Source organism: Streptomyces hyderabadensis, assembly GCF_020404845.1.
Lineage (GTDB): Bacteria > Actinomycetota > Actinomycetes > Streptomycetales > Streptomycetaceae > Streptomyces > Streptomyces hyderabadensis.
In genome coordinates this window covers 84097-102485 of record NZ_JAIOJZ010000027.1, presented here as the reverse complement: position 1 = coordinate 102485, position 18389 = coordinate 84097, and the positions used below count along the sequence as shown (strand labels likewise).

General features: G+C 70.1%; 18 protein-coding genes. 4 read left to right on the top strand and 14 right to left on the bottom strand.

Features of this window, described 5'->3' with window-relative positions:
* Nucleotide 1: 1 nt before the first annotated feature.
* Genes nuoL through K7854_RS21615 form a run of 12 tightly spaced genes read right to left on the bottom strand, consistent with a single transcriptional unit; the run spans nt 2 to nt 12932 of the window.
* Entirely contained in the window at nt 2-1966 is a 1965-nt protein-coding gene (gene nuoL / locus K7854_RS21670) for an NADH-quinone oxidoreductase subunit L (RefSeq protein ID WP_226028205.1), read from the bottom strand.
* An 11-nt stretch (nt 1967-1977) separates the two neighbouring features.
* On the bottom strand, nt 1978-2277 hold the full coding sequence (gene nuoK, locus K7854_RS21665; protein ID WP_003974374.1) for an NADH-quinone oxidoreductase subunit NuoK: 300 nt from the start codon (nt 2275-2277) through the stop codon (nt 1978-1980).
* A complete protein-coding gene (locus K7854_RS21660) occupies nt 2274-3176 on the bottom strand; it encodes an NADH-quinone oxidoreductase subunit J (RefSeq protein ID WP_226028204.1) in 903 nt (300 codons plus the stop codon). The genes nuoK and K7854_RS21660 overlap by 4 nt, the downstream gene beginning before the upstream one ends.
* Nucleotides 3173-3850: an NADH-quinone oxidoreductase subunit NuoI gene (gene nuoI, locus K7854_RS21655; protein WP_226028203.1), complete on the bottom strand. Its 678-nt coding sequence runs from the start codon at nt 3848-3850 to the stop codon at nt 3173-3175. The genes K7854_RS21660 and nuoI overlap by 4 nt, the downstream gene beginning before the upstream one ends.
* On the bottom strand, nt 3843-5222 hold the full coding sequence (gene nuoH / locus K7854_RS21650) for an NADH-quinone oxidoreductase subunit NuoH (protein WP_226028202.1): 1380 nt from the start codon (nt 5220-5222) through the stop codon (nt 3843-3845). Before nuoH ends, nuoI begins: the two co-directional genes overlap by 8 nt.
* Entirely contained in the window at nt 5219-7723 is a 2505-nt protein-coding gene (locus K7854_RS21645) for an NADH-quinone oxidoreductase subunit G (RefSeq protein ID WP_226028201.1), read from the bottom strand. The genes nuoH and K7854_RS21645 overlap by 4 nt, the downstream gene beginning before the upstream one ends.
* A complete protein-coding gene (gene nuoF, locus K7854_RS21640; protein ID WP_176154238.1) occupies nt 7720-9069 on the bottom strand; it encodes an NADH-quinone oxidoreductase subunit NuoF in 1350 nt (449 codons plus the stop codon). Before nuoF ends, K7854_RS21645 begins: the two co-directional genes overlap by 4 nt.
* On the bottom strand, nt 9066-9938 hold the full coding sequence (gene nuoE / locus K7854_RS21635) for an NADH-quinone oxidoreductase subunit NuoE (RefSeq protein ID WP_226028200.1): 873 nt from the start codon (nt 9936-9938) through the stop codon (nt 9066-9068). Before nuoE ends, nuoF begins: the two co-directional genes overlap by 4 nt.
* A complete protein-coding gene (locus K7854_RS21630) occupies nt 9935-11257 on the bottom strand; it encodes an NADH-quinone oxidoreductase subunit D (protein ID WP_226028199.1) in 1323 nt (440 codons plus the stop codon). Before K7854_RS21630 ends, nuoE begins: the two co-directional genes overlap by 4 nt.
* Nucleotides 11254-12009, bottom strand: coding sequence for an NADH-quinone oxidoreductase subunit C (locus tag K7854_RS21625; RefSeq protein ID WP_226028198.1), 756 nt, complete (start codon nt 12007-12009; stop codon nt 11254-11256). Before K7854_RS21625 ends, K7854_RS21630 begins: the two co-directional genes overlap by 4 nt.
* Nucleotides 12006-12560, bottom strand: a complete 555-nt coding sequence (locus tag K7854_RS21620; RefSeq protein ID WP_031035164.1) for a NuoB/complex I 20 kDa subunit family protein — start codon at nt 12558-12560, stop codon at nt 12006-12008. The genes K7854_RS21625 and K7854_RS21620 overlap by 4 nt, the downstream gene beginning before the upstream one ends.
* Before the next feature lie 12 nt (nt 12561-12572).
* Entirely contained in the window at nt 12573-12932 is a 360-nt protein-coding gene (locus tag K7854_RS21615) for an NADH-quinone oxidoreductase subunit A (RefSeq protein WP_003974383.1), read from the bottom strand.
* A gap of 764 nt (nt 12933-13696) precedes the next feature.
* Here K7854_RS21615 and K7854_RS21610 point away from each other — a divergent pair.
* Both K7854_RS21610 and def read left to right on the top strand, forming a co-directional pair.
* On the top strand, nt 13697-14536 hold the full coding sequence (locus K7854_RS21610; protein ID WP_226028197.1) for a C40 family peptidase: 840 nt from the start codon (nt 13697-13699) through the stop codon (nt 14534-14536).
* A 130-nt stretch (nt 14537-14666) separates the two neighbouring features.
* Nucleotides 14667-15293, top strand: a complete 627-nt coding sequence (gene def, locus K7854_RS21605; protein WP_226028196.1) for a peptide deformylase — start codon at nt 14667-14669, stop codon at nt 15291-15293.
* 37 nt (nt 15294-15330) lie between these two features.
* Here def and K7854_RS21600 read toward each other — a convergent pair whose 3' ends face one another.
* Nucleotides 15331-16623 (bottom strand): geranylgeranyl reductase family protein, encoded by a 1293-nt coding sequence (locus K7854_RS21600; RefSeq protein WP_226028195.1) that lies wholly within the window; start codon nt 16621-16623, stop codon nt 15331-15333.
* Nucleotides 16624-16720: 97 nt separating this feature from the next.
* Here K7854_RS21600 and K7854_RS21595 point away from each other — a divergent pair, with 97 nt between their 5' ends.
* On the top strand, nt 16721-17257 hold the full coding sequence (locus K7854_RS21595; RefSeq protein ID WP_226028194.1) for a GNAT family N-acetyltransferase: 537 nt from the start codon (nt 16721-16723) through the stop codon (nt 17255-17257).
* An 83-nt stretch (nt 17258-17340) separates the two neighbouring features.
* The gene (locus K7854_RS21590) at nt 17341-17706 is read left to right on the top strand and encodes a PASTA domain-containing protein (RefSeq protein ID WP_226028193.1); all 366 of its coding nucleotides are present in this window, start codon (nt 17341-17343) and stop codon (nt 17704-17706) included.
* On the opposite strand, the gene K7854_RS21585 is transcribed toward K7854_RS21590, so the two are convergent.
* A complete protein-coding gene (locus K7854_RS21585) occupies nt 17693-18388 on the bottom strand; it encodes a demethylmenaquinone methyltransferase (RefSeq protein ID WP_226028192.1) in 696 nt (231 codons plus the stop codon). The two genes, K7854_RS21590 and K7854_RS21585, sit on opposite strands and share 14 nt — an antisense overlap.
* Between the last annotated feature and the right edge of the window lies 1 nt (nt 18389).

The window sequence follows — 18389 nt, the reverse complement described above, 5'->3', positions numbered from 1 at the left end:
ATCAGACCGCCCTCATCAGCAGGGTCGCGGCGACCAGGAGCGCCGCACCGCCGAACATCGAGACCGCGTACGAGCGCGCGAAGCCGTTCTGCAGCTTGCGCATCCGCCCGGACAGGCCGCCGACCGAGGCCGCCGTGCCGTTGACGACTCCGTCGACCAGGGTGTGGTCGACGTAGACCAGGGAGCGCGTGAGGTGCTCGCCGCCGCGGACCAGGACCACGTGGTTGAAGTCGTCCTGGAGCAGGTCGCGGCGGGCGGCCCGGGTGAGCAGCGACCCGCGCGGGGCGACGGCCGGGACCGGACGGCGCCCGTACTGCGCCCAGGCGAGGGCGACGCCGACGACCATGCAGGCCACCGTCGCCCCGGTGACCGCCCCGGCGCTGATCGGCGCGTCGCCGTGGCTGTGCCCGGTGATGGGCTCCAGCCAGTGCAGGAAGCGGTCGCCGATGCTGAAGAAGGCACCGCCCGCGACCGATCCGACGGCCAGCACGATCATCGGGATCGTCATGAGACTCGGTGACTCGTGCGGGTGCGGCGGCTCGTACGCGCCGCGCGTCTCGGCGGCGGGCTCCACGTCGGGCTGGGCCGGGGACGGCGTCGGGGCGTTGCGCCAGCGCTCCTCGCCGAAGAACGTCATCAGCATCACGCGCGTCATGTAGTACGCGGTGATGGCCGCGCCCAGCAGGGCGCAGGCGCCGAGGATCCAGCCCTCGGTGCCGCCCTTGGCGAACGCCGCCTCGATGATCTTGTCCTTGGAGAAGAAGCCGGACAGGCCGGGGAAGCCGATGATGGCGAGGTAGCCGAGGCCGAAGGTGACGAAGGTGACCGGCATGTACTTGCGCAGTCCGCCGTAGCGGCGCATGTCGACCTCGTCGTTCATGCCGTGCATGACGGAACCGGCGCCGAGGAACAGCCCGGCCTTGAAGAAGCCGTGCGTCACCAGGTGCATGATCGCGAAGACGTAGCCGATGGGGCCGAGGCCCGCGGCCAGCACCATGTAGCCGATCTGCGACATGGTCGAGCCGGCCAGCGCCTTCTTGATGTCGTCCTTGGCGCAACCGACGATCGCACCGAAGAGCAGCGTGACCGCGCCCACGATGGTGACCACCAACTGCGCGTCGGGCGCGCCGTTGAAGATCGCACCGGACCGGACGATCAGGTACACGCCCGCCGTGACCATGGTCGCGGCGTGGATGAGGGCCGAGACCGGGGTCGGGCCCTCCATCGCGTCCCCGAGCCAGGACTGCAGCGGCACCTGCGCGGACTTGCCGCAGGCCGCGAGCAGCAGCATCAGGGCGATCGCGGTGAGCTTGCCCTCGTCCGCCCCGCTCGCGAGCCCGGCCTCCCCGTGGCCGCCGAGCACCGGCCCGAAGGCGAAGGTGCCGAACCACAGGAACATCAGCATGATCGCGATGGACAGGCCCATGTCGCCGACGCGGTTGACCAGGAAGGCCTTCTTCGCGGCGGTGGCGGCGCTGGGCTTGTGCTGCCAGAAGCCGATCAGCAGGTAGGAGGCGAGACCGACACCCTCCCAGCCGACGTACAGCAGCAGGTAGTTGTCGGCGAGGACGAGGATCAGCATCGCCGCGAGGAACAGGTTCAGGTAGCCGAAGAAGCGGCGGCGGCGCTCGTCGTGCTCCATGTACGCGACCGAGTACAGGTGGATGAGCGAGCCGACGCCGGTGATCAGCAGGACGAACGTCATCGACAGCTGGTCGAGCCGGAAGGCGACGTCGGCCTGGAAGCCCTCCACCGGGATCCAGCTGAACAGGTGCTGCGTCAGGGTGCGGTCCTCGGCGCCGCTGCCGAGCAGGTCGGCGAAGAGGACGACGCCGAGCACGAAGGACACGGCGGCCAGCAGGGTGCCGATCCAGTGGCCCACGCGGTCCAGCCGGCGTCCGCCGCACAGCAGGACCACCGCTCCGAGCAGGGGCGCCGCCACCAGCAGCGCAATCAGGTTCTCCACGTTTCAGCCCCTCACAACTTCATCAGGCTGGCGTCGTCGACCGAGGCCGAGTGGCGGGAACGGAACAGGGACACGATGATCGCGAGCCCGACCACGACCTCCGCGGCGGCGACGACCATCGTGAAGAAGGCGATGATCTGGCCGTCGAGATTGCCGTGCATCCGGGAGAAGGCGACGAACGCGAGGTTGCAGGCGTTGAGCATCAGCTCGATGCACATGAAGACCACGATCGCGTTGCGCCGGATCAGCACACCCGTGGCGCCGATCGTGAACAACAGGGCCGCGAGGTAGAGGTAGTTGACCGGATTCACTTCGACGCCTCCTCGGACCGCTCGGAGCCGGACCGCTCGGAGCCGGTCCCGCCCGGGCCGGAGCGGCCGGAGCCCACCGGGTCGACCGCCTTGCGTTCCAGCCGCTCCTGGGACCGCTGCTCCAGAGCCTTCAGATCCCCCAGCGCCTCCATCGACACGTCGCGGATCTGGCCCCGCTCGCGCAGCGTCTTGCTGACGGTCAGCTCGGAGGGGGTGCCGTCGGGCAGCAGGCCCGCGATGTCGACGGCGTTGTGCCGGGCGTACACACCGGGTGCCGGCAGCGGCGGCAGGTACTTGCCGTCGCGGACGCGCTGCTCGGACAGCTCGCGCTGGGTCCTGGCCCGCTCGGTGCGCTCGCGGTGGGTGAGCACCATGGCGCCGACGGCGGCCGTGATGAGCAGGGCGCCGGTGATCTCGAAGGCGAAGACGTACTTGGTGAAGATGAGGGACGCGATGCCCTCCACGTTGCCGTTCGCGTTCGCCTGGGCGAGGCCGGTGAACTCCGAGACGGAGGCGTTGCCGATGCCGGCGATCAGCAGGATGCCGAAGCCGAGCCCGGACAGCAGGGCCAGCCAGCGCTGGCCCTTGATGGTCTCCTTCAGCGAGTCCGCCGCGGTGACACCGACGAGCATCACCACGAACAGGAACAGCATCATGATGGCGCCGGTGTAGACGACGATCTGCACGATGCCGAGGAAGTAGGCGCCGTTGGCGAGGTAGAACACCGCCAGGACGATCATGGTCCCGGCCAGGCACAGCGCGCTGTGCACGGCCTTCTTCATGAAGACGGTGCACAGGGCGCCGATCACCGCGACGGTGCCGAGGAGCCAGAACTGGACGGCCTCTCCGGTGGAGGTGCCGGCGGCGAGCGTCGTCGCGGCGGCGAGCTGCGCGCTCATCGGCGGATCACCTCCTCCGAAGCAGGCTCCGTCCCGCCGAAGGTCGAGTCGCCCTCCTGGACGACCTCTCCCTTGGAGTGGGCGACCTGCTGGACCGTGCCGGGCGCGGCCTCGGTCACCAGGCCCCGGTAGTAGTCCTGCTCGTCGGTGCCCGGGTAGATGGCGTGCGGCGAGTCGACCATGCCCTCCTCCAGACCGGCGAGCAGCTGGTCCTTGGTGAAGATGAGGTTGGCGCGGCTGGAGTCGGCCAGCTCGAACTCGTTGGTCATCGTCAGCGCGCGCGTGGGGCACGCCTCGATGCACAGGCCGCACAGGATGCAGCGGGCGTAGTTGATCTGGTAGACGCGGCCGTACCGCTCACCGGGCGAGTAGCGCTCCTCGTCGGTGTTGTCCGCGCCCTCCACGTAGATGGCGTCGGCGGGACAGGCCCAGGCGCACAACTCGCAGCCGACGCACTTCTCCAGGCCGTCCGGATGGCGGTTGAGCTGGTGCCGTCCGTGGAAGCGCGGAGCGGTGGTCTTCTGCTGCTCCGGGTACTGCTCGGTCAGCCGCTTCTTGAACATGGCCTTGAAGGTCACGCCGAAGCCGGCCACGGGGTTCAGGAAACCGGGGTCGGTCCCCTTGTGCTCACCGTGTTCCGCGTTGTCCCTGTGTTCCTTGTGTTCCTCAGCCATCGGACGCCTCCTTTCCATCCGTAGATCCGCCCACAGGTCCGTCACTGTGAGTATCGGGCCCGCCACTGACAATCAGCTCCCGCTCCCGGCGGGGACGGCGCCTGGGCACCGGTGGTACTTCCTGTCCGGGCATCGGCGGGACGGGGAATCCGCCGGCCATCGGGTCGAAGGTGGCCCCGGTCTCGGCGGGCGGTTCGGCGGCCTTGCCGCCCTTGTCGCGGTACATGTCCACGAGGAAGGACAACAGCAGCAGGACCAGGACGCCGCCGCCGATGTAGAGGGCGATGTCGCTGAAGCCGTAGTTCTCGTTCCTCAGCGCCCGCACGGTCGCGACCAGCATCAGCCAGACCAGCGAGACCGGGATCAGTACCTTCCAGCCGAGCTTCATCAACTGGTCGTAGCGGACCCGGGGCAGGGTGCCGCGCAGCCAGATGAAGAAGAAGAGCAGCAGCTGGACCTTGACCACGAACCAGAGCAGCGGCCACCAGCCGTGGTTGGCGCCCTCCCAGAAGGTGCTGATCGGCCAGGGGGCCCGCCAGCCGCCGAGGAACAGCGTGGTGGCGACCGCGGAGACCGTCACCATGTTCACGTACTCGGCGAGCATGAACATCGCGAACTTGATCGACGAGTACTCGGTGTTGAAGCCGCCCACCAGGTCGCCCTCGGACTCGGGCATGTCGAAGGGGGCGCGGTTGGTCTCGCCGACCATCGTGACGATGTAGAGGATGAAGGAGACCGGCAGCAGCACGATGTACCAGCGGTCGTCCTGCTGGGCGACGATCTCCGACGTCGACATCGAACCGGAGTACAGGAACACCGAGGCGAACGCCGCGCCCATCGCGATCTCGTAGGAGATCATCTGCGCGCACGAGCGCAGTCCGCCGAGCAGCGGGTACGTCGATCCGGAGCTCCAGCCGGCGAGCACGATGCCGTAGATGCCGACCGAGGCGACCGCCAGGATGAACAGCATCGCGATCGGCAGGTCGGTGAGCTGCATGGCGGTGCGGTGGCCGAAGATCGAGACCTCGTTGCCGGCCGGTCCGAAGGGGATCACCGCGATCGCCATGAAGGCCGGGATGGCCGCCACGATCGGCGCGAGGACGTAGACCGCCTTGTCGGCGCGCTTGACGACGACGTCTTCCTTGAGCATCAGCTTGATGCCGTCGGCGAGCGACTGGAGCATGCCCCAGGGGCCGTGCCGGTTCGGGCCGATGCGCAGCTGCATCCAGGCGACGACCTTGCGCTCCCACACGATGGAGAACAGCACGGTCACCATCAGGAAGGCGAAGCAGAACACCGCCTTGAGGAGGACCAGCCACCAGGGGTCGGTGCCGAACATCGAGAGGTCTTCAGCGGCGAGGTACGGGCTCATGCCTCCACCTCCTTGGGGGCGGCGCCCTCGGGCGTCGCCGGACCGATGCGGACGAGGGTTCCGGGCAGGACCCCGGCGTCGGAGGCGACGCCGTTGCCGGCCGAGTTCAGCGGGAGCCAGACCACCCGGTCGGGCATCTCGGTGACCTGCAGCGGGAATGCGACGACTCCGGCGGGACCGGTCACGGCGAGGAGGTCGCCGTCCTTGACGCCCGCCTCGGCGGCCGTGGCGGCCGACACGCGCGCGTGTGCGGCGTGCCGGGTGCCGGCCAGCGCCTCGTCGCCCTGCTGGAGCAGCCCCTGGTCGAGCAGCAGCCGGTGCCCGGCCAGTACGGCCTCCCCGGCGGCCGGCCGCGGCAGCGCGCTCGCGGTCTGCAGCGGCTCGCCGCCCCGCGGCCCGTCCCAGGCGCCGAGCCGGTCGATCTCCGCCCGCGTGGTGCGCAGATCGGGCAGGCCGAGGTGCACGTCCATGGCGTCGGCCAGCATCTGCAGGACGCGGGCGTCGGTGGGGGCGAGACGGCGGGTCATCTGGTCGGGCTTGAGCGCGGCCTCGAAGAAGCGCACCCTGCCCTCCCAGTTGAGGAAGGTGCCGGGCTTCTCGGCGACCGCGGCGACGGGCAGGACCACGTCGGCGCGTTCGGTGACCTCGCCGGGCCGCAGCTCCAGCGAGACCACGAACCCGGCCTCGTCCAGTGCGGCACGCGCGCGCGTGGGGTCGGGCAGGTCGGCGACCTCCACGCCCGCCACCAGCAGTGCCTGGAGTTCGCCCCGGGCCGCCGCCTCGACGATCTCGCCGGTGTCGCGGCCGTAGCGGTGCGGGAGGTCGGCCAGACCCCACACGGCGGCGACCTCCTCACGCGCGCGCGGGTCGGTCGCCGGGCGTCCGCCGGGCAGCAGCGACGGCAGCGCGCCCGCCTCGATCGCACCGCGCTCCCCGGCCCGGCGCGGGATCCACACCAGCCGGGCGCCGGTCGCGGCGGCGGTCCGTACGGCGGAGGTGAGGCCGCCGGCCACGGACGCCAGCCGTTCGCCGACGACGATCACGGCGCCCTCGGCGCGCAGCGCCTCGGCCGCCCGGGTGCCGTCCTCCTCCAGGCCGACCCCGCCGGCCAGGGCGTCCAGCCACTCGGTCTCGGTGCCGGGGGCGGCGGGGAGCAGGGTGCCGCCCGCCTTCTCAAGACCCCGCGTGGCGTGCGTGGCCAGCGAGAAGACCTGCTGTCCGTGCTTGCGCCAGGCCTTGCGCAGCCTCAGGAAGACGCCGGGCGCCTCCTCCTCGGCCTCGAAGCCGACCAGCAGGACGGCGGGTGCCTTCTCCAGCGACGTGTACGTGACGCCGGTGCCGTCGAGGTCGCGGCCGCGGCCGGCGACGTGGGCGGCCAGGAAGTCGGCCTCCTCGGCGCTGTGCACGCGCGCGCGGAAGTCGATGTCGTTGGTGTCGAGCGCCACGCGCGCGAACTTGCTGTACGCGTAGGCGTCCTCCACGGTGAGCCGCCCGCCGGCCAGGACGCCGGTGCGGCCCCGGGAGGCGAGCAGTCCCTGCGCGGCGATCTGCAGCGCCTCCGGCCAGGAGGCCGGCTCCAGCTCGCCCTCGGCGTTGCGGACCAGGGGCGTGGTGAGCCGGTCGCGCTGCTGGGCGTAACGGAATCCGAAGCGCCCCTTGTCGCAGATCCACTCCTCGTTGACCTCGGGCTCGTTGGCCGCGAGACGCCGCATGACCTTGCCGCGCCGGTGGTCGGTGCGGGTCGCGCAGCCGCCGGAGCAGTGCTCGCACACGGACGGCGAGGAGATCAGGTCGAAGGGCCGGGAGCGGAACCGGTAGGCCGCCGAGGTGAGCGCGCCGACCGGGCAGATCTGGATGGTGTTGCCGGAGAAGTACGACTCGAAGGGATCGCCCTCGCCGGTGCCGACCTGCTGGAGCGCGCCCCGCTCGATCAGCTCGATCATCGGGTCGCCCGCGACCTGGTTCGAGAACCGGGTGCAGCGGGCGCACAGCACGCAGCGCTCGCGGTCGAGCAGGACCTGCGTCGAGATCGGCACCGGCTTCTCGTAGGTGCGCTTCTTGCCCTCGAAGCGGGAGTCGGCCTGGCCGTGCGACATGGCCTGGTTCTGCAGGGGGCACTCGCCGCCCTTGTCGCAGACGGGGCAGTCCAGCGGGTGGTTGATGAGCAGCAGCTCCATCACGCCGTGCTGGGCCTTCTCGGCGACGGGCGAGGTGAGCTGCGTCTTCACCACCATGCCGTCGGTGCAGGTGATGGTGCAGGACGCCATGGGCTTGCGCTGGCCCTCGACCTCGACGATGCACTGGCGGCAGGCGCCGGCCGGGTCGAGGAGAGGGTGGTCGCAGAACCGGGGGATCTCGATGCCGAGCTGCTCGGCGGCCCGGATGACCAGGGTGCCCTTGGGCACGCTGATCTCGGCGCCGTCGATCGTCAGCGACACGAGGTCCTCCGGCGGGACCGCCGCCTCTCCCCCTCCCGAGGGAGCATTGGTGGTCACTGTCATGCCTTCACCTCCGTGCGGTCGGCCCAGGCCGTCGACTTGGCCGGGTCGAAGGGGCAGCCGCGGCCCGTGATGTGCTCCTCGTACTCCTCGCGGAAGTACTTGAGCGAGGAGAAGATCGGCGAGGCGGCACCGTCGCCGAGGGCGCAGAAGGACTTGCCGTTGATGTTGTCGGCGATGTCGTTCAGCTTGTCGAGGTCGGACATCTGTCCCTTGCCGGCCTCGATGTCGCGCAGCAACTGCACGAGCCAGTACGTGCCTTCGCGACACGGTGTGCACTTGCCGCAGGACTCGTGGGCGTAGAACTCGGTCCAGCGGGTGACGGCGCGCACGACGCAGGTCGTCTCGTCGAAGCACTGGAGCGCCTTGGTGCCGAGCATGGAACCGGCGGCGCCCACTCCCTCGTAGTCGAGGGGGACGTCGAGGTGCTCGTCGGTGAACATCGGGGTCGAGGAGCCGCCGGGCGTCCAGAACTTGAGCCGGTGGCCGGGGCGCATGCCGCCGCTCATGTCGAGGAGCTGGCGCAGCGTGATGCCGAGCGGGGCCTCGTACTGGCCGGGGCCCGCGACGTGGCCGCTGAGCGAGTAGAGCGTGAAGCCCGGGGACTTCTCGCTGCCCATCGACCTGAACCAGTCCTTGCCCTTGTTCAGGATCGCGGGAACTGAAGCGATCGATTCGACGTTATTCACCACAGTCGGGCACGCATAGAGGCCCGCGACGGCAGGAAAGGGGGGACGGAGCCGCGGTTGACCCCGGCGGCCTTCGAGCGAGTCGAGCAGTGCGGTCTCCTCACCGCAGATGTACGCGCCAGCGCCCGCGTGCACGGTGAGTTCGAGGTCGAGTCCGCTGCCCAGGATGTTCTCGCCGAGGAAGCCGGCCGCGTAGGCCTCGCGCACGGCCTCGTGCAACCGCCGCAGCACTGGGACGACTTCACCACGCAGGTAGATGAAGGCATGCGAAGACCTGATGGCGTAACACGCGATGACGATGCCCTCGATGAGGCTGTGCGGGTTCGCGAAGAGGAGCGGGATGTCCTTGCAGGTCCCCGGCTCCGATTCGTCGGCGTTGACAACTAGATAGTGAGGCTTGCCGTCCCCCTGAGGAATGAACTGCCACTTCATCCCCGTCGGGAACCCGGCACCGCCGCGTCCGCGCAGACCGGACTCCTTGACGTACGCGATCAGGTCGTCCGGCGCCATCGCCAGCGCCTTGCGGAGCCCCTCGTACCCCTCGTGCCTCCGGTAGACGTCGAGAGTCCAGGACTCGTCCTCGTCCCAGAAGGCCGACAGCACGGGTGCGAGCAGCTTCTCCGGGCTGCTGCCCCTGATCTCGGCTGCCACGGTCATCACTCCCCCTCCTCGGCGGTAGGCCCTGCCGGGTGGGCAGAGTCGGATGCCGATGTGTCCTGCGGCGCATCGTGCGAGCTGAGGTGTTCCGTCGGGGACGGGTCGTGCACGGCCCGGTCCTGCGGCTCGTCGTGCGGCCCGCCGTCCCGCGGGTGCACCACGCGCGCGGCGGTCGCCTCGCCCTTCGCCAGCTTCAGTCCGGCCAGGGAGGCGGGACCCGCGCTGCCGCCGGCCGCGACGGCGCCGTCCCGCTCGTCGGGGAAGCCCGCCAGGATCCGGGCGGTCTCCTTGAAGGTGCACAGCGGCGCACCGCGCGTGGGCGTCACCGGCCGTCCCGCGCGCAGGTCGTCGACGAGGGCCTTGACGCTCGCCGGGGTCTGGTTGTCGAAGAACTCCCAGTTGACCATCACGACCGGGGCGAAGTCGCAGGCCGCGTTGCACTCGATGTGCTCCAGGGTGACCTTGCCGTCCTCGGTGGTCTCGCCGTTGCCGACGCCGAGGTGTTCCTGGAGGGACTCGAAGATGGCGTCGCCGCCCATCACCGCGCACAGCGTGTTGGTGCACACGCCGACCTGGTAGTCGCCGCTCGGCCTGCGCCGGTACATGGTGTAGAAGGTGGCGACCGCGGTGACCTCGGCGGTGGTGAGGCCCAGCATGTCCGCGCAGAACTGCATCCCGGTGCGCGTGACGTGCCCCTCCTCCGACTGCACGAGGTGCAGCAGCGGCAGGAGTGCGGACCGGGAGTCCGGGTAGCGGGCGATGACCTCGCGCGCGTCGGTCTCCAGCCGGGCCCGGACGTCGTCCGGGTAGGCGGGCGCGGGCAGTTCCGGCATGCCCAGGCTGACGCCCCGCTCCGAAGAAGAGGTGGTCACCGGTCGACGCCTCCCATCACGGGGTCGATGGACGCCACGGCGACGATGACGTCGGCGACCTGGCCGCCCTCGCACATCGCCGCCATGGCCTGCAGGTTGGTGAAGGACGGGTCGCGGAAGTGGACCCGGAAGGGGCGGGTGCCGCCGTCGGAGACGACGTGCACCCCCAGCTCGCCCTTGGGCGACTCGACCGCCGTGTACGCCTGTCCCGGCGGCACCCGGAAGCCCTCGGTGACCAGCTTGAAGTGGTGGATCAGGGCCTCCATGGAGGTGCCCATGATCTTCTTGATGTGGTCGAGGGAGTTGCCCAGTCCGTCCGGCCCCAGGGCGAGCTGGGCGGGCCAGGCGATCTTCTTGTCGGCGACCATGACCGGGCCGGGCTGGAGCCGGTCCAGGCACTGCTCCACGATCCTGAGCGACTGGCGCATCTCCTCCAGCCGGATCAGGAAGCGGCCGTAGGCGTCGCAGGTGTCGGCGGTCGGGACGTCGAAGTCGAACGTCTCGTAGCCGCAGTACGGCTGGGACTTGCGAAGGTCGTGCGGCAGGCCGGTGGACCTGAGCACCGGGCCGGTGGCGCCCAGCGCCATGCAGCCGGACAGGTCGAGGTAGCCGACGTCCTGCATGCGGGCCTTGAAGATGGGGTTCCCGGTGGCGAGCTTGTCGTACTCCGGGAGGTTCTTCTTCATCTTCTTCACGAACTCGCGGATGTGGTCCACCGCGCCCGGCGGCAGGTCCTGGGCGAGTCCGCCGGGGCGGATGAACGCGTGGTTCATGCGCAGGCCGGTGATCAGCTCGTAGATGTCGAGGATCAGTTCCCGGTCGCGGAAGCCGTAGATCATGATCGTGGTCGCGCCCAGCTCCATGCCGCCGGTGGCGATGCACACCAGGTGGGAGGAGAGCCGGTTCAGCTCCATGAGCAGGACCCGGATGAGCGTGGCCCGGTCGGGGATCTGGTCCTCGACGCCGAGGAGCTTCTCGACGCCCAGGCAGTACGCCGTCTCGTTGAAGAACGAGGTCAGGTAGTCCATGCGGGTCACGAACGTGGTGCCCTGCGTCCAGGTCCGGTACTCGAGGTTCTTCTCGATGCCGGTGTGCAGGTAGCCGATGCCGCAGCGGGCCTCGGTGACCGTCTCGCCGTCGATCTCCAGGATGAGGCGGAGGACTCCGTGGGTGGACGGGTGCTGCGGGCCCATGTTGACGACGATGCGCTCGTCGTCGGCGCGGGCCGCGGACTGGACGACCTCGTCCCAGTCGCCGCCGGTGACCGTGTAGACGGTGCCCTCGGTGGTCTCGCGAGGGGATGCGTGGGAAGTGCTCACGAGTACGACCTCCGCTGGTCCGGAGCCGGGATCTGGGCGCCCTTGTACTCGACGGGGATGCCGCCGAGGGGGTAGTCCTTGCGCTGCGGAAAGCCTTGCCAGTCGTCCGGCATCATGATCCGCGTCAGGGCCGGGTGACCGTCGAAGACGATGCCGAAGAAGTCGTACGTCTCGCGCTCGTGCCAGTCGTTCGTCGGGTAGACGGAGAACAGGGACGGGATGTGCGGGTCGCTGTCGGGCGCGCTGACTTCGAGGCGGATCAGCCGGTTGTGGGTGATCGAGCGCAGGTGGTAGACGGCGTGCAGCTCGCGGCCCTTGTCGTGCGGGTAGTGGACGCCGCTGACGCCGGTGCACAGTTCGAAGCGCAGGGCCGGGTCGTCGCGCAGGGTGCGGGCGACGCGGACCAGGTGTTCGCGCTCGATGTGGAAGGTCAGCTCGCCGCGGTCGACGACCGTCTTCTCGATGGCGTTGTCGGGCAGGAGTCCCTGCTCCTCCAGGGCGCCCTCGAGTTCGTCGGCGACCTCGTCGAACCACCCGCCGTAGGGCCTGCTCGCCGGGCCGGGGAGCCGGACGGAGCGGACCAGGCCGCCGTAGCCGGAGGTGTCGCCGCCGTTGTTGGCACCGAACATGCCGCGCTGGACGCGGATCTCCTCGCCGCCCCGGCCCCGCTGGCCGGGGAGGTTCTCCGCGGACAGGTCCTTCTCGGGGTTGACCCCGTTCGCGTCACCCGCGGTGTTGTTCGCGTCGCTCACCGCAGCAGCCCCTTCATCTCGATCGTGGGCAGGGCCTTGAGCGCCGCCTCCTCCGCCTCGCGGGCCGCCTCCTCGGCGTTCACGCCGAGCTTGGAGCCCTGGATCTTCTGGTGGAGCTTGAGGATGGCGTCCATCAGCATCTCGGGGCGCGGCGGGCAGCCGGGGAGGTAGATGTCGACCGGGACGACGTGGTCGACGCCCTGGACGATGGCGTAGTTGTTGAACATGCCGCCCGAGGAGGCGCAGACCCCCATGGAGATGACCCACTTCGGGTTCGGCATCTGGTCGTAGACCTGCCGCAGCACCGGCGCCATCTTCTGGCTGACCCGGCCCGCGACGATCATCAGGTCCGCCTGCCGCGGCGAGCCGCGGAAGACCTCCATGCCGAAGCGCGCCAGGTCGTAGCGGCCGGCGCCGGTGGTCATCATCTCGATGGCACAGCAGGCGAGGCCGAACGTGGCCGGGAAGACGGATGATTTGCGCACCCAGCCCGCGGCCTGCTCGACGGTGGTCAGCAGGAAGCCGCTCGGCAGTTTTTCTTCGAGTCCCATGTCAAAGGCCCCTCAGTCCCATTCCAGGCCGCCGCGCCGCCATACGTACGCGTACGCGACGAAGACGGTGAGCACGAAGAGCAGCATCTCCACGAGCCCGAAAATCCCCAGGGCGTCGAAGGTGACGGCCCAGGGGTAGAGGAAGACGATCTCGATATCGAAGATGATGAAGAGCATCGCCGTCAGGTAGTACTTGATGGGGAAGCGCCCGCCGCCGGCCGGCGTGGGGGTCGGCTCGATGCCGCACTCGTAGGCCTCGAGCTTCGCCCGGTTGTACCGCTTCGGACCGATCAGCGTGGCCATCACCACGGAGAAGATCGCAAAGCCTGCCCCGAGGGCTCCCAGTACGAGGATGGGCGCATACGCGTTCACCGCTCCTCGCTCCTCTCAGTCGGCACTGACTGCTGGCGGTTGCACTGGACTCACTGCCGCCCCAACAGCCCCACGAGCCCCGCCCGTCCCGACGAAGATCGCGAACATGTGAAGCAGGTCACAAGCCCAACTGCCTCGCATCCTATGCCCGACGCTCTGTGATCTGCGACACGGGGTATTGCACAAGCTTTGTGATCTCCACCACCTGACGAACGATCATGAAGTCGGATGAGCGGTGATCTTCACACAAGAAGCGTTCACCTGATCACCAGAGGTGACAATTTCGCTCGTCGCCGCTGGCCAGAGGGCCCGAGCAGGGTGCGTCTCCATATCAAGAGACTTCCCTTGCATGCAAATTGGCGCTGGACGCACACCCTTGATAGAGGAGGCGTTCACACCTGAGGGGGAGGACCGGGGGCCGATGTGGACACGTGCACGCGTTCACGAGCACCGGCGGACACCACCGGGCGCCTCGCACGCGACGGACGCGCGCGTCGGGGTAACCGTTCCGTGACCTGCGCCACATCGATGAGAGGCGTCTGAGAACCGGGCTTGGCCAAGTGTCCCAACAAGTGGTAAGCGCGGGGCAATTCGGGCGTAACGATCAAAGACCGTGATCACAGGCCGGTTACGGCCCGTCCGCTATGTCCGTTACGGCGTCAATAAAGAGCGACACGCCCGGGATTCGGCGGCTCGATTGAACAACTGTGGCGCAGCACACGTTTCTTGAAGGTATGGAGGAGCTACTGATACCGGTTGTCCCTATGTCCCACACCGCTCACATACGCAGCCACCGGAAGCCCCGCCGCAGCGCGTCGACGATCGCGATGCGGGCCGGAGTTGCCGGTGGCGTCCTCAGCACCCTGGCAGTGGCCGGTGCGTCGGGGTCGGCCAACGCGGCCGAACCGGTGACGCAGACCCTCGAACTGCCCACCCTGACGGCCGACCTGGCCGCTCAGGTCGCCCAGTCCGCGGACGTCACGCAGCAGGCGGCCGCGAGCTACCAGCTGCAGGCCGAGCGTGACGCGGCGGCCGCCAAGGCCGCCAAGCAGGCCAAGACGGACCTCGCCGAGGCCAAGAAGAAGGCCGCGGAGGCGAAGAAGAAGGCCGAGGAGGCCGCGCGCAAGGAGGCCGCCGAGCGCGCCTCGCGCGCCGCCGAGCGCACCACCCTGAGCGCTTCCTCGGACACCGGCTCCTCCACCGGCACGAGCAGCAACAGCAGCACCAGCACCAGCACGTCCACGGCCACCGGTTCGGCCGCCGCCGTCGTCTCCTTCGTGCAGGCCCAGGTCGGCAAGGCGTACGTCTCCGGCGCCACCGGCCCGTCCGCCTACGACTGCTCCGGTCTCGTGCAGGCCGCCTTCAAGCAGGTCGGCATCAGCCTGCCCCGCGTCTCCCAGGCGCAGTCCACGGCCGGCACCCAGGTCGGTCTGGACAACCTCCAGCCGGGCGACATCCTCTACTGGGGCGGCGCGGGCAGCGCCTACCACGTGGGTGTCTATGTCGGCGGCGGCATGTTCGTCGGCGCGCAGAACTCCTCCACCGGTGTCGTCGAGAGGCCGCTGTCCTACGACCCGCCGAGCGGCGCGGTGCGCGTGCTGTAAGCCGCACCCGCCCGTATCCGCGAAAGGGCCGCAGCCGCTCGGGGGCTGCGGCCCTTCGCGGGCTCCTGGCATGCTCGGGCGCGGGCCGGTTCCCTCCGGCCCGTCCACGAGCCGAAGGAGAGACAACGTCATGCCGAGCGTCTTCGTACAGGGGCGGCCCACCGCCTCCTATCCCCCGTTCGCACCCGAGGCCCGGCGCGGATCGGTGCGACGCGTCACCGAGGTGGGCGAGGAGGTGCTGCACAGGCCGTGCCGTGACGTCACGGAGTTCGGGCCCGACCTCGCCGCGCTCATCGACGACATGTTCCGCACGATGTACATCGCGGAGGGGGCCGGGCTGGCGGCCAATCAGGTCGGGGTCGGCCTGCGCCTGTTCGTCTACGACTGCCCGGACGACGACGGTGTCCGACATGTCGGGCACATCGTGAATCCGGTCCTGGACGCCCTCGACCCGGCCGCGCGGCGGCTGCTCGACGAGGGCGAGGGGTGCCTGTCGGTGCCGGGCGCCACCATGGTCGTACCGCGGCCCGACCGGGCCGTCGTGCGCGGTCTGGACAAGGACGGCGCGCCGCTGGTCGTCGAGGGCACCGGTTACTTCGCGCGCTGCCTGGCCCACGAGACCGACCACGTGAACGGGCAGGTCTACCTGGACCGGCTCTCCGGCCGGGAACGGAAGGCGGCGCTGCGGCAGTCGGCGGACCGGCGCGAGGAAGTCTTCGCGCGCCGGGCGGCCAACGCCGCGGCCTTCACCGCCTGACCGGCCTCGGGGCCCGGCCGACGGCCGGGCCCCGGGCTCACGCCTTCGGCGCGACCTTGCTCAGTCCGTTGATGATGCGGTCCATCGCGTCGCCGCCCGTCGGGTCCGTCAGGTTGGCGAGCATCTTCAGGGTGAACTTCATCAGGATCGGGTGGGTGAGGCCGCGCTGGGTCGCGATCTGCATGACCTTCGGGTTGCCGATGAGCTTCACGAAGGCGCGGCCCAGCGTGTAGTAGCCGCCGTAGGTGTCCTTCAGGACGCGCGGGTAGCGCTGCAGGGCGGCCTCGCGCTGCGCCGGCGTGGCCCGCGCGTGGGCCTGGACGACGACGTCGGCGGCGATCTGGCCGGACTCCATGGCGTAGGCGATGCCCTCGCCGTTGAAGGGGTTCACCAGGCCGCCGGCGTCGCCGACGAGGAGCAGGCCCTTGGTGTAGTGGGGCTGGCGGTTGAAGGCCATGGGCAGGGCGGCGCCGCGGATCGGGCCGGTCATGTTGTCCGGGGTGTAGCCCCAGTCCTCCGGCATGGACGCGCACCAGGCCTTGAGGATCTCGCGCCAGTCCAGCTCCTTGAAGGCGGCGGAGGTGTTCAGGACGCCCAGGCCCACGTTCGAGGTGCCGTCGCCCATGCCGAAGATCCAGCCGTAGCCCGGCAGCAGGCGGTCCTGCGCGCCGCGCCGGTCCCACAGCTCCAGCCAGGACTCCAGGTAGTCGTCGTCGTGGCGGGGCGAGGTGAAGTACGTGCGCACGGCGACGCCCATGGGCCGGTCCTCGCGGCGGTGCAGGCCCATCGCCAGGGACAGCCGGGTGGAGTTGCCGTCGGCGGCCACGACCAGCGGCGCGTGGAAGGTGACCTCGCGCTTGTCCTCGCCCAGCTTGGCGTGCACGCCGGTGATGCGGCCGGTGCGGTCGTCGACGACCGGCGCGCCGACGTTGCAGCGCTCGTACAGGCGCGCGCCGGCCTTCTGGGCCTGCCGGGCGAGCTGCTCGTCGAAGTCGTCGCGCTTGCGGACCAGCCCGTAGTCGGGGAAGGAGGCCAGGTCCGGCCAGTCCAGCTGGAGGCGGGAGCCGCCGCCGATGATGCGCAGGCCCTTGTTGCGCAGCCAGCCGGCCTCCTCGGAGATGTCGATGCCCATGGCGACCAGCTGCTTGACCGCGCGCGGCGTCAGGCCGTCGCCGCAGACCTTCTCCCTGGGGAAGGCGGTCTTCTCCAGCAGCAGGACGTCGAGTCCCGACTTGGCCAGGTGGTACGCGGTGGTGGAGCCGGCCGGCCCCGCGCCCACGACGATCACGTCGGCGGTGTTCTCGGAGAGCGGCTCAGTCTCGACGGTCACGGCGGGATCTCCCCAAGTTCGGAATCTGCGTGCCGACCGGCACTGGTCATGGGCAGTCTATTCAGCGTCACCGATCACCCGGCTGAAGGGCTGCCCAGTGAAGCGACCTCTCCCCGTTGTACGGTTGCGCGTCCCCACCGACGAGGACGCCGTCGCCTGGCACCGGATCTTCGCCGACCCGGACGTCATGGAGTTCCACGGCGGCAGGCCCGCCGAGCTGTCCGTCTACGAGGAGCTGACCGCCCGCCAGCGCCGGCACGACGCCGAGCACGGCTTCTGCCTGTGGACCATGGTGGACGAGTCCGGGCAGGTCATAGGGTTCACCGGCGCCCAGCCGTGGCCCGGGGACTGGGGCCCCAAGGGCGAGATCGAGATCGGCTGGCGGCTCGGGCGGGCGCACTGGGGCAAGGGGTACGTCACGGCGGCCGCCCGGCAGACGCTGGAGCGGGTCCGCGACGCGGGCGTGGCGGAGGTGGTCGCGATGGTCGACGCGCGCAACGTCCGGTCCATCGCGGTCACGGAGCGGCTGGGCATGCGGCTCGCCGAGGTCTTCACGATCCCGTCCTCCGAGCGGCAGGGGCACTGCTACCGCCTCGGCCTCATCAGCGGCGAATCCTCGAGTGACACAGAGTAACCAACTGTCACAGTCAGCCACTTGACGCTTCCGGGCGGTACCGGGCGGCGCTACTCTGCCGGGTACCGCTGGGGGTGACGTCCGTGCGCCTGGTATCCGAGAACCCCGAGAACCGTGACGTCCGCGTACCGCGCCTGGTCGGTCTCATGGCCGTGGACGCGTACGAGACCGCCCACGGACAGGGCCTGTCCCTGTACGCGCCGGACCGGCCCGATCCGCGGGCCGCCGCCGTCGACCACGTCGTACGCCAGTATCCGCGGCCCGGTGCGCAGGTGCCCCGGGAGTCGACGGTGTACGTGTGGTTCGACTTCGGGGAGGGCGAGGGCGGCGGGGGCATCCGCGAGCCGCGCGTGCCGCGGCCGCCGCTGGGCGGGCTCGGCCGCGAGCTGGCGGAGCCGGGGGAACCGGGGGTGCCGCCGGCCCGCTGCGCCGCGCTCAGCTCGCCTTGAAGCCGCGGTGCAGCGTCACCACGCCGCCCGTCAGATTGCGCCAGGCCACCTTCGACCAGCCGGCCTTGCCCAGCCGCCCGGCGAGCGCCGCCTGGTCGGGCCAGGCCCGGATGGACTCGGCGAGGTAGACGTACGCGTCGGGGTTGGACGACACCGCGCGGGCCACCGGCGGCAGGGCGCGCATCAGGTACTCGGTGTAGACGGTGCGGAACGGCGCCCAGGTCGGGTGCGAGAACTCGCAGATGACGACCCGCCCGCCGGGCCGCGTCACCCGGTACATCTCGCGCAGCGCGGCGTCCGTGTCCTGGACGTTGCGCAGCCCGAAGGAGATGGTGACGGCGTCGAAGACGTCGTCCTTGAACGGCAGCCGGGTCGCGTCGCCCGCGGTGAACGGCAGCCAGGAGTGGCGCTCCTTGCCGACCTGGAGCATGCCCTGGGAGAAGTCGCAGGGCACGACGTACGCGCCGGTGCGGGCGAAGGGCAGGGAGGAGGTCGCGGTGCCGGCCGCCAGGTCCAGGACCTTCTGCGCGGGACGGGCGTCGACGGCTCTGGCGACCGCCTTGCGCCACGCCCGGTCCTGGCCGAGCGAGAGCACGGCGTTCGTCAGGTCGTACCGTTGCGCGACGTGGTCGAACATCGAGGCGACTTCGTGCGGCTGCTTGTTCAGGGAAGCGCGGGTCACG

What these genes read in the sequence shown, in the direction of transcription:
- def (WP_226028196.1), top strand. Translation starts at nt 14,667, where the DNA reads ATGCCGAGCGTCTTCGTACAGGGGCGGCCCACCGCCTCCTATCCCCCG.
- nuoI (WP_226028203.1), bottom strand. Translation starts at nt 3,850, where the DNA reads ATGGCTGAGGAACACAAGGAACACAGGGACAACGCGGAACACGGTGAG.
- K7854_RS21620 (WP_031035164.1), bottom strand. Translation starts at nt 12,560, where the DNA reads ATGGGACTCGAAGAAAAACTGCCGAGCGGCTTCCTGCTGACCACCGTC.
- K7854_RS21645 (WP_226028201.1), bottom strand. Translation starts at nt 7,723, where the DNA reads ATGACAGTGACCACCAATGCTCCCTCGGGAGGGGGAGAGGCGGCGGTC.
- nuoH (WP_226028202.1), bottom strand. Translation starts at nt 5,222, where the DNA reads ATGAGCCCGTACCTCGCCGCTGAAGACCTCTCGATGTTCGGCACCGAC.
- K7854_RS21610 (WP_226028197.1), top strand. Translation starts at nt 13,697, where the DNA reads ATGTCCCACACCGCTCACATACGCAGCCACCGGAAGCCCCGCCGCAGC.
- K7854_RS21660 (WP_226028204.1), bottom strand. Translation starts at nt 3,176, where the DNA reads ATGAGCGCGCAGCTCGCCGCCGCGACGACGCTCGCCGCCGGCACCTCC.